A 12968-nucleotide genomic window follows, 5' to 3' on the forward strand; every position below is an offset into this window, starting at 1 on the left:
GGGCAGCATGCTGGTGCGAGGCATGCGCGCCGGATCCGCAGAAGCAGCGGCGCACAAACAGGCCCATTCGCGCCGCTTCGATGCGGCGTCTGACAGGCAACCCCGACCCGGCACTGCCCCGACCTGCCGGCCAGCGTGATCCTTGTCAGGCAGCAGGATCGGTCGGATGCGCTTAAAGAACGCTTAAGCGGACGGATTCTTCTGAATCACATCGCCTCGGAGCCCTTTAAGCCCTCGTTAGGTTTTCGCCTCTCCGGGGCGGGCTACCGCTCAGTCCTCCAGCGGTCTCGGAACCGGCCTCGGCCGTCCCTCTTCGTCGATGGCGACGAAGGTGAAGGTCGCATCCGTCACCTTCTCATGGGTTGCGGTGCGGAAGCGCTTGGCCCAGGCCTCGACATGGATCTTCATCGAGGTACGGCCCACCGACTCCACCTCGGTATAGACGCTGAGCACGTCGCCGACCTTGACGGGGCGGATGAAGGTCATGGCATCGACCGCCACCGTCACCACCCTCCCTTGGGCGCGGTCGACGGCGGCGATGCCGCCCGCGGCGTCCATCCGCGACATCACCCAGCCGCCGAAGATGTCGCCATTGGCGTTGGTGTCGCCCGGCATCGCATTGATGCGCACCGTCAGGTCGCCGCGCGGCTCTTCCTCTGGCGCAAGGCCGGGTTCAGTCATCGTCGCTCTTTCCCTGTTCGACATGGAAGGAATGAAGCACGCGATGCAGCACCGGCGCCAGCACGAACCCCGAGGCGATGACCACGAACAGGCCAGAGAACAAGGCGTAGAAGCCGGCGAAGAGCTTGCCACCCGAGGTCTTGAGCTGGTCGACCGGCCCCATGCCGGAGAGGATCATCGAGGCGTTGATGAAGGCGTCGATGGCGCTCATTCCCTCGGTCGCGGCATATCCGGTCATGCCGATCGCGAGCCCGATGCAGGCCAGGCCCAGCCAGAGCAGGATGGCGCGCCCCAGCCGCACAAGGAAGCGCCGCCGCGGGATCACGGCCTGCCGGCGATGCTCGAAGGCGAGGAGTTCCTTCATCGCGCGCTCTGCTCAGGTCGGCCACGTCGCTCCTCGGCAGCATGACTCATTCTCAGGCCTCTGGACTTGCTCCACGTTCAGACCCGACGCAGGCTGGCGTCAAGCGCAGCCGACAGGACAGGAGGACGCCTCGATGAATCCCACACCCGCCATGATCTGCATCTCGCTTCGCTACGCCGACGCGGTCAAGATGTATGACTGGCTGATCGAGGCCTTCGGCTTCGAGAAGCACGCCGCGCATTATTCCGAGGACGGCAGGACGCTGCTTCACGGCGAGCTCCGCATGGGATCGAGCTTCATCATGCTCGGCTCGGCGGAGGGCAATGAATTCGGCAAGCTCGTCTCCAGGCCGGCCGAACTCGGCGGCACCACGGCCTCGCCCTATATCGCGACCGACGACATCGACGCGCGCTGCGAGCGCGCTCGCGCAGCCGGCGCCGAGATCTGCGTGGAGCCCACCGACCAGCCCTATGGCAGCCGCGATTTCATCGCCAGGGACCCCGAAGGGCATGTCTGGTGCTTCGGGACCTACCGGCCCGCCTCGCCCGCGAACTGAACCGGCGCCGAGGGACGCCGCGCCCGCAGCATCAGCCAGCATACGATGCTGAGGTTGACGAAGTTCCAGGCGAGCCCGTTGAGGAAGGCCATGCGGTAGGAGCTGAAATAGTCGAAGATCAGGCCCGACAAATAGCCGCCCGCCGCCATGCCGAGCACCGTCGCCGACATCACCAGGCCGATGCGGACGCCCGCCTGCTTCGCCGGCAGGTATTCGCGGATGATGACCGCGTACATCGGCACGATGCCGCCCTGGAACAGGCCGAAGATTGCGCTGACGACGTAGAGCGACTGCAGCCCGTCGAACCAGAGATAGAGGAACAGCGCCACGCCCTGCATCAGCGAGCCGATCGCCAGCGTCGCGACCCCGCCGATCCGGTCCGCAACGAAGCCCGAGCCGATGCGGCTGACGATGCCGAGCAGCATCATCAGCGAGAGCATCTCCGCGCCGCGCGCGACGCCGTAGCCGAGGTCCCCGCAATAAGCGACGATATGGACCTGCGGCATCGCCATGGCCACGCAGCAGGCGAAGCCCGCAACGCAGAGCAGGAGCTGGAGCTGGCCGGCGCTGAGGCCGAGATCGCCGCGCGCGCCGGCGCTGGTCGCTTCGGCAGCAGCCAACGTCGCGGCGGCGGGCTGACGCCGGAAGAACGGCGCCAGCGGCAGCATGATCACCAGCGTCGCGATGGCGATGCCGAAATGGGTCGCGCGCCAGCCATGGTTCGCCAGGCCCCAGGTGATGATCTGCGGCCAGAACACGCCGGCGAGATAGCTGCCCGAGGCACCGCAGACCACGGCCAGCCCGCGATGCCGGCGGAACCAGTGCGAGAGGTCCGAGATCAGCGGCGAGAAGCCGGCGGAGCTGCCGAGCCCGATCAGGAGCCCGTGCGCCAGCGCAAACTGCCAGAGCGACTGCGACATGGAGGCCGCGACATAGCCGGCAGCAAGCAGGAGCGCGCCGGCGACGATCGGGACGACGATGCCGTAGCGATCCGCGACCCGGCCCATGATGATCTGCCCCGCGCCGAAGCCGATCATGGCGCTGGTATAGGGCAGAGAGGCGCCGGCCCGCAGCGTGTCGAACTCGCCCTGCATCGCCGGCAGGACCACCACGACCGACCAGGAGCCGACGCAGGCGACCGTCCCGATCACCAGCGCGACGGCCAGGCGCAGCCAGGCATAGGGAGAATCGGGCTGATAACGCTCGGCGTTCTGGGTCATGTTTCCTCGGCGGCCGCTATCCGGCTCGTGATATTTCCGGCAGGATTAGCAGTAAGCGCCCGCTGGGCAAGCGCGCCCGACACAGCCCTGTCGCGCGTCGCGCGGATGAGCGGCCTCGCCCCAAATAAAAACCGCGGCCCTTGCGGGCCGCGGCTCGAAATCGGTTCTGAAGGCGCCCTCAGGCGGCGCGGCGCTCGTGCCGGCCCTCGCGCACCTCCTCGATGATCTTGGCGACGAAGGCCGGCAGGTCGCCGGGCTGGCGCGAGGTGATCACGCCCTTGTCGGTCACGACCTCGCTGTCCTCCCACTGCGCTCCGGCATTGACCATGTCCTGCCGGATCGTCTTGTAGGAGGTCACCTTTCGCCCCTTGGCGATGCCGCTGTCGATCAGCAGCCAGGGGCCGTGGCAGACGGCCGCGACCACCTTGCCCTGGTCGAAGAAATCCTTGATCAGCGCCAGCGCCTCGTCGTTGCCACGCAGCGTGTCGGGATTCATCTGCCCGCCGGGCAACACGATCGCGTCGTAGTCCCGGGCCTGGACCTGGTCGAGCGCCCGATCGACCTTGACCGGCCGGCCCCAGTCCTTGCCTTCCCAGCCCTTGATCTCGCCGGTTTCCGGCGATGCGATATCGACCGTTGCGCCGGCCTTCTGCAGGGCGGCATGGGGGACGTCGAGCTCGGACTGCTCGAAGCCGTGGGTCGCGAGGATGAGAATCTTCTTGCCGGCCAGATCGCTCATGGCTTTTCTCCTGAACTGTTGGGGTCTGTTCAGGAAACAGCCTGGGCCGGGAAGCGTTCCCGGGAAAAGCGCCACCGCGCCGTCTTGTCTCTGACTTCTTGCCTCAGCGGAAGATGCGTTCGCCTTCCATGTCGACCAGCTGCTGGCCCTTGGTCAGGGTGAAGTCGGTCGCCTCCGCCAGGCCGGGAAAGCGGTCCGCCCGGACGAAGCGATGGCTCTTCAGCTCGCCGTCGACCAGCTTCTCGACGATCCCGCAGAGCTGGTACTGGCCGCCCTCCTGATAGGGCGTCGCATGGATGGTGAAGCCGTTGTGCTCGATGGTCTTGGCCGGGCCGGCCGGCTTTTCGTCCGCCGCCTTGCGGCCCCCGAACAGGGATTTCAGGAAGGACATCGGGTTCTCCTCAGCTCGGACGCGTTGGCGGGAGAAGTAGCCGCAGCTGCCTGCCCTGCCAAGCCGCGGGTTATCTCGAAAGATGCAGCACGACTTCGCGGCGCTGCGGACTGCGGCGATGCTCGAACAGATAGATGCCCTGCCAGGTGCCGAGCAGGAGCCGCCCCTCGCGCACTGGCACCGTCAGCGAAACCGGCAGCATCGCCGCCTTGATATGGGCCGGCATGTCGTCCGGCCCCTCGGCGCGATGGACAAGATAGGCCATGGCCGGATCGTCGGCCGAGGGCACCAGCCGGCGGAAGAAGGCATCGAGGTCGCGCCGCACATCCGGGTCGGCATTCTCCTGGATCAGCAGCGAGCAAGAGGTATGGCGCAGGAACAGGGTCAGGAGCCCGGTCTCGCCGCCCGCCTCGCCGACGAAGGCCGCGGCGCGATCGGTGAATTCGTAGAGGCCCGGCCCTTTCGTTTCGATGGCGAGGATCGTCTGCATCGTAGCCCACCTCCTTCCGGCATGTTGCGTCAGGAAACAGGCCGCAGCCAGGCTGCGAGATCAAGCCCACGATCCGCCGCCCTAACACTTAGGCATTGACCTAACTAAATTCCCGACGCAGGATTGGCGTCATGACCAGCCCCCAGCCTGCCCTCGATGAAGCCTTCAAAGCGCTAGCCGACCCGACGCGGCGCGCGGTGGTCCAGGCACTGGGCCACGGGCCGGCCTCGGTGAGCGAGCTCGCCAGGCCGTTCGAAATGGCGCTGCCGAGTTTTCTCCAGCATCTCAAGGTGCTGGAGGATTGCGGCCTCGTCGCGACAAGCAAGAGCGGCCGGGTCCGCACCTGTACCCTGCGGCCGGAGCCACTGGCAGCCGCCGAACAGTGGCTCGAAAAGCAACGCTCGCTCTGGACAAAGCGTCTCGACCAGCTCGACCGGCTGGTCCTTCAACTGCAAGAACAGGAGGAAAACGGATGACCGATACGCATGCGACCGTGTTCGATGCATCGCTCGACCTCGAGCTCAAGCGCGAAGTCGAGGTGCCGCCACGTCTGATCTGGCGGGCCTGGACGGAGCCGAAGCTGCTGATGCAGTGGTTCACCCCCGCGCCCTTGCGGACGACCGCCTGCGAGCTCGACCTGCGTCCCGGCGGCAAGTTCCGCACGGTGATGGAGGGCCCGGACGGCGAAAAGCACGACAGCACCGGCTGCGTACTCGCCGTGATCCCCGAGAGCTATCTCGCTTTCACCGATGCGCTCGGCCCCGGCTATCGCCCGCTCGGGAGCGGCTTCATGAGCGCGTCGGTCTCGATCGCCCCCAGTCCGAAGGGCACGCTCTACATCGCCCGCGCCCTCCACAAGGATGCCGGAGACAAGAAGAAGCACGAGGATATGGGCTTCCACCAGGGCTGGGGCACCGCCCTCGACCAGTTGGTCGCACTGGCCAGAACGCTCTGAGCCGCCCGGCTATCGCTTCAACGAAGGCTATGCCGCGGCCCTGCGATCTCGCCGCGCTGGCTCGCGCGCGCCATCTCGAAGCTGTCGGCGATGCGCCGCGCCCGCACGGTGAAGGCGGCTGCGATGTCCGGCGCGCCGCAGATTTCGGCTGTGGTCTCCTCGAACAGCGCGAGCCAGCGGTCGAAATGCTGCGGCTCCAGCGGCAGGATCAGATGCGGGCGCATCGGCCGGCCCTGATAGCGGCCGGTGCGCAGCATCACCGAGCTCCAGAAATCGGTGATGTTGGCGATGTGCTCGTCCCAGTCATGCACCGCACCCATGAAGATCGGCCCGATCAACGCATCCTCGCGCGCCCGCTCGTAGAAGCGACGCACCAGCGCCGCGATCATTGCATCGGTGATCGCGAGATGGGCAGCGCCGGGCTGTGTCAGCGGGTTGTCGGTCATGATCTGTCGGTCGTGGCTCGCTCGTCGGTGCGCCACCCTATCCGGGCATGCGGCAGTTCGCCTTGCGCTAGATCAGCTCAGCTCCGCAGCCCCGGCGCCTCCTGGCCGGTGCGCGCGACATATTCGGTATACCCGCCGCCATAGGCATGGACGCCCTCCGGTGTCAGCTCCAGCACGCGGTTGGAGAGCGCCGCCAGGAAGTGGCGGTCGTGGCTGACGAAAAGCATCGTGCCTTCGTACTGCGCCAGCGCGTTGATCAGCATCTCCTTGGTGGCGATGTCGAGATGGTTGGTCGGCTCGTCGAGCACGAGGAAGTTCGGCGGGTCGTAGAGCATCGTCGCCATGACGAGACGCGCCTTTTCGCCGCCCGAGAGCACGCGGCAGCGCTTCTCCACATCGTCTCCGGAGAAGCCGAAGCAGCCGGCGAGCGCGCGCAGCGAGCCCTGTCCCGCCTGGGGAAAGCGGTCCTCCAACGCCTGGAAGACGGTGCGGTCGCCGTCCAGCACCTCCATCGCATGCTGGGCGAAATAGCCGAGCTTGATCGAGCCGCCGACCGCGACCGTGCCGTCGTCCGGCTCGGTCGAACCGGTGACCAGCTTCAGCAGGGTCGACTTGCCGGCACCGTTGATGCCCATCACGCACCAGCGTTCCTTGCGGCGGATCTGGAAGTCCAGCCCGTCATAGATCGTGCGGCTGCCATAGCGCTTGTGCACGCCCTTGAGCGTGACGACGTCCTCGCCTGAGCGCGGCGCCGGTGGAAAGTCGAAGGACACCGTCTGGCGGCGCTTGGGCGGCTCGACCTTCTCGATCTTGTCGAGCTTCTTGACCCGGCTCTGGACCTGCGCCGCATGCGACGCACGCGCCTTGAAGCGCTCGATGAAGGCGATCTCCTTGGCGAGCATCGCCTGCTGCCGCTCGAACTGGGCCTGCTGCTGCTTCTCGGAGAGCGCCCGCTGCTGCTGGTAGAACTCGTAATCGCCGGAATAGCTGGTCAGCGCACCGGCATCGATCTCGACGATCTTGCCGACGATGCGGTTCATGAACTCGCGATCATGCGAGGTCATCAGCAGTGCGCCGTCATAGCCCTTCAGGAAGGATTCCAGCCAGATCAGGCTCTCGAGGTCGAGATGGTTCGAGGGCTCGTCGAGCAGCATGGCGTTGGGCCGCATCAGCAGGATGCGGGCGAGCGCGACGCGCATCTTCCAGCCGCCCGAAAGCGCGCCGACATCGCCGTCCATCATCTCCTGGCTGAAGCCGAGGCCGTCCAGGACCTCTCGGGCGCGGCCGTCGAGCGCATAGCCGTCGAGCTCCTCGAAGCGGCCCTGCACCTCGCCATAGCGGGTGATGATCTCGTCCATCTCGTCGGCACGGTCCGGGTCGCCCATCGCGGCTTCCAGCTCGCGCAACTCGGCAGCGACGCTGCTGACCGGGCCGGCGCCGTCCATCACGGCCGAAACCGCGCTGACGCCGGACATATCGCCGACATCCTGGCTGAAATAGCCGATGGTGACGCCCCGATCGACCTGGACCTGGCCTTCGTCGGGCTGCTCCTCGCGTGTGATCAGGCGGAACAGCGTGGTCTTGCCGGCGCCGTTGGGGCCGACGAGGCCGACCTTTTCGCCGCGCTGGATCGTGGCCGAGGCCTCGATGAAGACGATCTGCTGGCCGTTCTGCTTGCCGATGCTTTCGAGACGAATCATGGTTCCGCGTGGGCTTCCTGCGTGATGTTGCGCTGCAATAGGGCATGGATGTCGATTTCGGAAGGGTGGTGCGCGCCCGTCCGGGCTGCGGCCGGTGCCTGAACCTGCTCATGCGCCGCATCCAGCGCCGCCGTGATCTCATGCGCATGGGCGAAGAAGCGCTCGCGCACCGCCCGGGCATGAGGGTTGGCGCGTTCGATGGCGTGAAAGACGGATGGCGCGTCATGCCGCACCATCTCTGTTGCCTGCATCAAGAGTTCGAAGCTGCGCGTCGTCATCCGGCGCGGCAGCGGCCCCATCCCGACGAGGATTTTTGCGACGAGATGGGTCAGGCCCTGCACCATCGCCATTTCGCGGTCATGCGCATCCGGCGTGGTCAGGATGACATCCAGCTTCAGCCTGCTGCGCAGGAAGGCGCCGATGCGCCCGGCGCTCTCGCTCCTCACCGGACAAAGCGCGATCTTCAGCCCGGCGATGCCGTTGCGGGCGCTCTGGGGGCCAAACAGCGGATGCGAGCCGATGATCTCGACATGATCGGGCAAGCCCGCCAGCAGCCGGCGCGCCGGCTCGATCTTCACCGAACCGACATCGAGCACGATCGCCCCGGCGCGCAGATGCGGGCGCAAGGCCTCGATCGCGTCGCTCATGGCATCGACCGGCACGGCGAGGATGACGATGTCGCAGGCTCCGACCTCGGCGATGGTGCCGGGCACGAGGCCGCAACCCGTGGGATCGGGAAGCGCGGGCTGCTGCGGATCGAAAACCATCACCGGCAGATGCGGCTGGAGATGGTGCGCCATCAGCCGCCCGAAGGCGCCGAAGCCCATCAGCCCGATGGAATGGAAGGATTTTTTCGAGATCGGCATCGTCTTGGTCCCTGAGAGGGCCGCGATGCCGGGTGACTGCCAAAATTCAACCGCCAGCGCGGCGGTTGAAGCATGAGAATGCGACCCGCCTTATGAGGACGGGGCGTAATAGTTCCGGGCGAGGTTGGTAGCCTGGTTCATGGCCTGCTTGAAGCGCAGTGGAATTGGACTGTCAACCGGGAGCGGACTTGGAACCGCCCTCGCCCATCAGCGTGGGCAGCCGAGCTTCCGTTCACGCTGCTGGATCGCGGCGATATCGGCCCGCTGGCGGGCCGTCAGCGGAACATCCGCGATGTTCTCATACCGGCAATCGGCATTGTCGCCGAAGGCAGCCTTGGCGCGTGCCGTCTTGAAGCAGTAGCCGGCGTCGAAATAGATCGCATTGCGCTCGCCCCACATCTCGTCGCAGAGCGCCTGCCCCAGCGCCGGCGAACCGACGATGGACAGTGCGAGGCAGATCAGCGGCAGGCGCGGCATGGCGTCTCTCGATCGTTCGGCAGGCTGCTTCGGCGAACGACCGGATCAGGCCCCGGCCTTCTCCTTGTCCATCAGCTCGACGAAGCGCTTGAACAGGTAGTGGCTGTCCTGCGGGCCGGGCGAGGCTTCCGGGTGGTGCTGGACGCTGAAGGCCGGGCGGTCGGTCAACGCGATCCCGCTGTTCGAGCCGTCGAAGAGCGAGACATGGGTCTCGACCGCATGGGCCGGCAGCGAGGCCGGATCGACCGCGAAACCGTGGTTCATCGAGACGATCTCGACCTTGCCGGTGGTCTTGTCCTGCACCGGATGGTTTGCGCCGTGATGGCCCTGCTTCATCTTCATCGTCTTGCCGCCGATGGCGAGCGCCATCATCTGGTGGCCAAGGCAGATGCCGAAGGTCGGGACCTTCTTCTCGAGCAGCTCCTTGATCACAGGCACGGCGTATTCCCCAGTCGCCGCCGGGTCGCCCGGGCCGTTCGACAGGAAGACGCCGTCCGGCTTCAGCGACAGGATGTCCTCGGCGCTGGCGGTCGAGGGCACGACGGTGACGTCGCAGCCGGCCTTGGCCAGCAGGCGCAGGATGTTGCGCTTCACGCCGTAGTCGATGGCGACGACCTTGTGGGCGGCGCCGTCGCGCTTGCCGTAGCCGGCCGGCCACTGCCAGGGCGTCTCGTCCCAGTCATAGCGCTGGGCCGAGGTGACCAGCGGTACGAGGTCGAGCCCGGCCATGTCGGGCAGCTCGGCTGCGAGCTTCTTCAGGCGCGGAATGTCGAAATTTCCGTCCGGCGCATGGGCCAGGATCGCGTTCGGCATGCCGTTGTCGCGGATCAGCGCGGTCAGCGCGCGAGTATCGACGCCGCAGATGCCGACGATGTTGCGCGCCTTGAGCCAGGCGTCGAAATGCCGGCCAGCCCGCCAGTTGGAAGGCTCGGTGACGGCGGCATGCAGCACGACGCCACGCACGCCCGAGGAGGCGGCGGCGTTGACGGTCTCGGTATCCTCCTCGTTCACGCCGACATTGCCGACATGCGGGAAGGTGAAGGTGATAATCTGCCCGGCATAGGACGGGTCGGTCAGGATTTCCTGATAGCCGGTCATCGCCGTGTTGAAGCAGACTTCGCCTGGGGCCTCGCCGGTGGCGCCGAGGCCGAAGCCTTCCAGCACCGTGCCGTCCGCCAGCACGAGGAGCGCGGTCGCGCGCGGTTCGCTCCAGCCGTCGGCGGCGGGGTTTCCTTCGGGTGCGGTCATGTCTATGTCTCGGTCCAGGCCGCGGCAGCGCGGCAATGCATGGGCGGCAGCGGGTTTCGCTGCGCGTCGTCTGGAGCGCGAGCCTTAAAGACGCGCTCCCATGCCGTCAATCGATGCGGGCGCAAACCCGCGCCACAAAAAGGGAATACCCACATGACCAGCCTGCGCGAGCGCTTCACGGCCGATCTCAAGGAGGCGATGAAGGCCGGCGAGAAGGGCAAGGTCTCGACCATCCGCCTGATCACCTCGGCGCTGAAGGACAAGGACATCGAGGCCCGCGGCCTCGGCAAGGGCGAGACGACGCCGGACGAGCTGCTGGCCCTGCTGCAGAAGATGATCAAGCAGCGCCAGGAATCGATCGCGATCTACGAGGCCAATGGCCGCCCCGAGCTCGCCGCCGGCGAGAAGGCCGAGGTCGAGGTGATCTCGGGCTACATGCCCAAGCAGATGTCGGATGATGAGGTGCAGGCTGCGATCGCTGCCGCCGTCACCGAAAGCGGCGCCGCCTCGGTCAAGGACATGGGCAAGGTCATCGCGATCCTGCGCGCCAACTATGCCGGCCAGATGGATTTCGGCAAGGCGAGCGGCATGGTGAAGGCTGCGCTGGCGGGGTGATCCGGCCGATCGAGCGATGTCGCGACATCGCTCGATCGGCCGGCTGTGGATTGTCCCGATAAGGTTGGCTGGAACGATATCCGCGATTGGCTTTGAGCGCGTCTGCGCCCACATAGAAGCCGATGAAGTTCCCGCCCTCCATTCTCGAGGAGATCAAGGCGCGGCTGCCGGTTTCGGCGGTCGTGGGCAAGCGTGTGCGCCTCGCCAAGGCCGGTCGCGAATGGAAGGGGCTCTCGCCCTTCAACGCGGAAAAGACGCCGTCCTTCTTCGTCAACGACCAGAAGGGTTCCTTCTTCGATTTCTCCTCCGGCAAGAACGGCGACATCTTCAAATTCGTGATGGAGACCGAGGGGCTCTCCTTCCCGGAAGCGGTCGAGAAGCTCGCCTCCGAGGCCGGCGTGACGCTGCCGCGCATGTCGCAGGAAGCGCAGGTCCAGGAGGAGCGCCGCAAGGGCCTGCACGAGGTCGTCGAGATCGCCGCCCGCTTCTTCGAGGCCGAGTTGACGGGCGAGCGCGGCGGGGCTGCCCGGCGCTATCTCGCCTCGCGCGGGCTCGACGGCGAGGCGCGCACGCGCTTCCGGCTGGGTTATGGCCCGGCCGACCGCTTTGCGTTGCGCGACCATCTCGCAGCCAAGGGCGTCGGTGCCGAGCTGATGATGGAGGCGGGACTGCTCGTCCATGGCGAGGAGATCGCCGTGCCCTACGACCGCTTTCGCGACCGCATCATGTTCCCGATCCACGATTCCCGCGGACGCCCCATCGCCTTTGGCGGCCGGGCGATGAGCTCCGAGGTCGCGGCCAAATATCTGAACTCGCCGGAGACACCACTCTTCCACAAGGGCTCGCTGCTGTTCAACCACCACAATGCCCGCAAGGCCGCGCACGACACCGGCCAGGCCATCGTCGTCGAGGGTTATGTCGACGTCATCGCGATGTCGCTCTCGGGCTTCCCGCAGACCGTAGCCCCGCTCGGCACCGCGCTGACGGAGGACCAGCTGACGCTGCTCTGGCGGATGGCGGACGAGCCGGTGATCTGCCTCGACGGCGACAAGGCCGGGCGCAAGGCTGCGAGCCGCGCCATCGACATCGCCCTGCCCCTGCTCGAGCCCGGCAAGTCGCTGTCATTCGCCCTGTTGCCCGACGGGCAGGACCCGGACGATCTGGCGCGCTCGGGCGGCAAGGCCGCGATCGCGGAGGTGCTGCAGGCGGCGCGGCCGCTGGTCGATATGCTGTGGACGCGCGAGGTCGAGGCCGGCCCGCTCGATACGCCCGAGCGCCGGGCCGCCTTCGAGCGCCGGCTGAAGGAACCGCTCGGGCAGATCCGCGACGAGACCACCCGCAGGCATTACCGCCGCGAGATGGACGAGCGGCTTGGGCAGCTTTTCGCCAGCACGGCCCCGGCGCGTCCCGAGCGCGGGCGGGATGGCGGCTATCAGCGCGGCCGCGGGCAGGCGGGCGGAGCCGGCCGCGGCGGCTTCCGGCAGAACCCCACGCCCTGGGCGACGGGACCGCTTAAAGCGTCGAGCCAGCTCACGCGCAGCAAGATCATGGCGCAGGGGCGGGGCGAGGACACGCGCGAGGCCTTCATCCTGCTGGCGCTGGCCAGCCATCCCGGACTGATCCTGCGCTGCGTCGACGAGATCGCGGAACTGTCGCTCGACGGCTCCGCCGCCGAACGCTTCCGGCAGGCGCTGCTCGACGCGGCGATGGAAGGCGTTTTAGACGAGGCGGCGCTGGCGAACCGGCTGGAGCAGCCGCGGGTGCGCGAGGCGCAAAGCCTGCTGATGGCCGTCACAGGCCCGGCCGAGCGGCGCAAACTCGCGCAAGCGGCTGATCCTGAATCGGTTTTCGACTCGATTAGACAGGCTATCGTCTTGCATCATCGCGCGCGGACGCTACATAGCGAGTTGAAGGCAGCCGAGCGCGCATTGGCTGACGAAGCGACCGAAGCCAATTTCGCCTGGATCAAGGACGTCAAGGCCCGCCTCGAGACGATCGAGGGGACCGAGGCGATGTCCGGTGATTGAAGGCAGCGGCGCACGGTGCTCCGCGTCTTGCGTGCGTGCACGGTCTGGTGGTTTACGGTTCATCAACGATGAGCGGTGCCATCTCGCCGAAGTGATTTGGGTGGGGTGAGCGCGCCGGGTCTGCGGTCGCGCCGCCCTTTCATGCGTCCGCATATGGCTTTTTCCGAGCCGTGGCGACGCGAGAGTGCGGAGC

Annotated in this window: 16 protein-coding genes; 5 read left to right on the forward strand and 11 right to left on the reverse strand. The window is 66.9% G+C overall.

The window, feature by feature from the left end:
* Window positions 1–270: 270 nt before the first annotated feature.
* Together ASE63_RS19900 and ASE63_RS19905 are read right to left on the reverse strand one after the other, a co-directional pair.
* Window positions 271–681 (reverse strand): acyl-CoA thioesterase, encoded by a 411-nt coding sequence (locus ASE63_RS19900; protein ID WP_056805402.1) that lies wholly within the window; start codon window positions 679–681, stop codon window positions 271–273.
* A complete protein-coding gene (locus ASE63_RS19905; protein ID WP_056805405.1) occupies window positions 674–1045 on the reverse strand; it encodes a hypothetical protein in 372 nt (123 codons plus the stop codon). The genes ASE63_RS19900 and ASE63_RS19905 overlap by 8 nt, the downstream gene beginning before the upstream one ends.
* 133 nt (window positions 1046–1178) lie before the next feature.
* Between ASE63_RS19905 and ASE63_RS19910 the strand changes: the two genes are divergently transcribed.
* Window positions 1179–1601, forward strand: coding sequence for a VOC family protein (locus ASE63_RS19910; RefSeq protein WP_056805408.1), 423 nt, complete (start codon window positions 1179–1181; stop codon window positions 1599–1601).
* Here ASE63_RS19910 and ASE63_RS19915 read toward each other — a convergent pair.
* The 4 genes from ASE63_RS19915 to ASE63_RS19930 form a co-directional block, all read right to left on the reverse strand.
* Entirely contained in the window at window positions 1574–2821 is a 1248-nt protein-coding gene (locus ASE63_RS19915; protein WP_056805412.1) for an MFS transporter, read from the reverse strand. The genes ASE63_RS19910 and ASE63_RS19915 overlap by 28 nt on opposite strands.
* A 178-nt stretch (window positions 2822–2999) precedes the next feature.
* Window positions 3000–3560 carry a type 1 glutamine amidotransferase domain-containing protein gene (locus tag ASE63_RS19920; RefSeq protein ID WP_056805416.1) on the reverse strand — a complete coding sequence of 187 codons (561 nt, stop codon included), beginning with the start codon at window positions 3558–3560 and terminating at the stop codon, window positions 3000–3002.
* 103 nt (window positions 3561–3663) lie between these two features.
* The gene (locus ASE63_RS19925) at window positions 3664–3951 is read right to left on the reverse strand and encodes an HlyU family transcriptional regulator (RefSeq protein WP_056805419.1); all 288 of its coding nucleotides are present in this window, start codon (window positions 3949–3951) and stop codon (window positions 3664–3666) included.
* 70 nt (window positions 3952–4021) lie between these two features.
* Window positions 4022–4441 carry a secondary thiamine-phosphate synthase enzyme YjbQ gene (locus tag ASE63_RS19930; protein WP_056805422.1) on the reverse strand — a complete coding sequence of 140 codons (420 nt, stop codon included), beginning with the start codon at window positions 4439–4441 and terminating at the stop codon, window positions 4022–4024.
* A 131-nt stretch (window positions 4442–4572) separates the two neighbouring features.
* Here ASE63_RS19930 and ASE63_RS19935 point away from each other — a divergent pair, with 131 nt between their 5' ends.
* Window positions 4573–4917, forward strand: coding sequence for a metalloregulator ArsR/SmtB family transcription factor (locus ASE63_RS19935; protein WP_056805426.1), 345 nt, complete (start codon window positions 4573–4575; stop codon window positions 4915–4917).
* Complete coding sequence (locus tag ASE63_RS19940; protein WP_056805429.1) at window positions 4914–5396, forward strand: SRPBCC family protein; 483 nt, start codon at window positions 4914–4916, stop codon at window positions 5394–5396. The genes ASE63_RS19935 and ASE63_RS19940 overlap by 4 nt, the downstream gene beginning before the upstream one ends.
* Before the next feature lie 17 nt (window positions 5397–5413).
* On the opposite strand, the gene ASE63_RS19945 is transcribed toward ASE63_RS19940, so the two are convergent.
* From ASE63_RS19945 to carA, 5 genes are all read right to left on the reverse strand, one after another.
* Window positions 5414–5842 carry a group III truncated hemoglobin gene (locus ASE63_RS19945; protein WP_056805431.1) on the reverse strand — a complete coding sequence of 143 codons (429 nt, stop codon included), beginning with the start codon at window positions 5840–5842 and terminating at the stop codon, window positions 5414–5416.
* A 77-nt stretch (window positions 5843–5919) separates the two neighbouring features.
* Window positions 5920–7542 carry an ABC-F family ATP-binding cassette domain-containing protein gene (locus ASE63_RS19950; protein WP_056805437.1) on the reverse strand — a complete coding sequence of 541 codons (1623 nt, stop codon included), beginning with the start codon at window positions 7540–7542 and terminating at the stop codon, window positions 5920–5922.
* The gene (locus ASE63_RS19955; RefSeq protein WP_082610147.1) at window positions 7539–8408 is read right to left on the reverse strand and encodes a prephenate dehydrogenase; all 870 of its coding nucleotides are present in this window, start codon (window positions 8406–8408) and stop codon (window positions 7539–7541) included. Before ASE63_RS19955 ends, ASE63_RS19950 begins: the two co-directional genes overlap by 4 nt.
* Before the next feature lie 207 nt (window positions 8409–8615).
* Window positions 8616–8885: a YARHG domain-containing protein gene (locus tag ASE63_RS19960; protein ID WP_056805440.1), complete on the reverse strand. Its 270-nt coding sequence runs from the start codon at window positions 8883–8885 to the stop codon at window positions 8616–8618.
* 45 nt (window positions 8886–8930) lie between these two features.
* Window positions 8931–10133: a glutamine-hydrolyzing carbamoyl-phosphate synthase small subunit gene (gene carA, locus ASE63_RS19965; RefSeq protein WP_056805441.1), complete on the reverse strand. Its 1203-nt coding sequence runs from the start codon at window positions 10131–10133 to the stop codon at window positions 8931–8933.
* A 153-nt stretch (window positions 10134–10286) separates the two neighbouring features.
* Here carA and ASE63_RS19970 point away from each other — a divergent pair, with 153 nt between their 5' ends.
* Entirely contained in the window at window positions 10287–10748 is a 462-nt protein-coding gene (locus tag ASE63_RS19970) for a GatB/YqeY domain-containing protein (RefSeq protein ID WP_056805446.1), read from the forward strand.
* A gap of 122 nt (window positions 10749–10870) precedes the next feature.
* A complete protein-coding gene (dnaG, locus tag ASE63_RS19975; protein WP_056805449.1) occupies window positions 10871–12775 on the forward strand; it encodes a DNA primase in 1905 nt (634 codons plus the stop codon).
* Window positions 12776–12968: the final 193 nt, after the last annotated feature.

Origin of the sequence: Allobosea sp. Root381 (genome assembly GCF_001429395.1) — a bacterium.
Lineage (GTDB): Bacteria > Pseudomonadota > Alphaproteobacteria > Rhizobiales > Beijerinckiaceae > Allobosea.

What these genes read in the sequence shown, in the direction of transcription:
- ASE63_RS19900 (WP_056805402.1), bottom strand. Translation starts at nt 681, where the DNA reads ATGACTGAACCCGGCCTTGCGCCAGAGGAAGAGCCGCGCGGCGACCTG.
- ASE63_RS19905 (WP_056805405.1), bottom strand. Translation starts at nt 1,045, where the DNA reads ATGAAGGAACTCCTCGCCTTCGAGCATCGCCGGCAGGCCGTGATCCCG.
- ASE63_RS19910 (WP_056805408.1), top strand. Translation starts at nt 1,179, where the DNA reads ATGAATCCCACACCCGCCATGATCTGCATCTCGCTTCGCTACGCCGAC.
- ASE63_RS19915 (WP_056805412.1), bottom strand. Translation starts at nt 2,821, where the DNA reads ATGACCCAGAACGCCGAGCGTTATCAGCCCGATTCTCCCTATGCCTGG.
- ASE63_RS19920 (WP_056805416.1), bottom strand. Translation starts at nt 3,560, where the DNA reads ATGAGCGATCTGGCCGGCAAGAAGATTCTCATCCTCGCGACCCACGGC.
- ASE63_RS19925 (WP_056805419.1), bottom strand. Translation starts at nt 3,951, where the DNA reads ATGTCCTTCCTGAAATCCCTGTTCGGGGGCCGCAAGGCGGCGGACGAA.
- ASE63_RS19930 (WP_056805422.1), bottom strand. Translation starts at nt 4,441, where the DNA reads ATGCAGACGATCCTCGCCATCGAAACGAAAGGGCCGGGCCTCTACGAA.
- ASE63_RS19935 (WP_056805426.1), top strand. Translation starts at nt 4,573, where the DNA reads ATGACCAGCCCCCAGCCTGCCCTCGATGAAGCCTTCAAAGCGCTAGCC.
- ASE63_RS19940 (WP_056805429.1), top strand. Translation starts at nt 4,914, where the DNA reads ATGACCGATACGCATGCGACCGTGTTCGATGCATCGCTCGACCTCGAG.
- ASE63_RS19945 (WP_056805431.1), bottom strand. Translation starts at nt 5,842, where the DNA reads ATGACCGACAACCCGCTGACACAGCCCGGCGCTGCCCATCTCGCGATC.
- ASE63_RS19950 (WP_056805437.1), bottom strand. Translation starts at nt 7,542, where the DNA reads ATGATTCGTCTCGAAAGCATCGGCAAGCAGAACGGCCAGCAGATCGTC.
- ASE63_RS19955 (WP_082610147.1), bottom strand. Translation starts at nt 8,408, where the DNA reads ATGCCGATCTCGAAAAAATCCTTCCATTCCATCGGGCTGATGGGCTTC.
- ASE63_RS19960 (WP_056805440.1), bottom strand. Translation starts at nt 8,885, where the DNA reads ATGCCGCGCCTGCCGCTGATCTGCCTCGCACTGTCCATCGTCGGTTCG.
- carA (WP_056805441.1), bottom strand. Translation starts at nt 10,133, where the DNA reads ATGACCGCACCCGAAGGAAACCCCGCCGCCGACGGCTGGAGCGAACCG.
- ASE63_RS19970 (WP_056805446.1), top strand. Translation starts at nt 10,287, where the DNA reads ATGACCAGCCTGCGCGAGCGCTTCACGGCCGATCTCAAGGAGGCGATG.
- dnaG (WP_056805449.1), top strand. Translation starts at nt 10,871, where the DNA reads ATGAAGTTCCCGCCCTCCATTCTCGAGGAGATCAAGGCGCGGCTGCCG.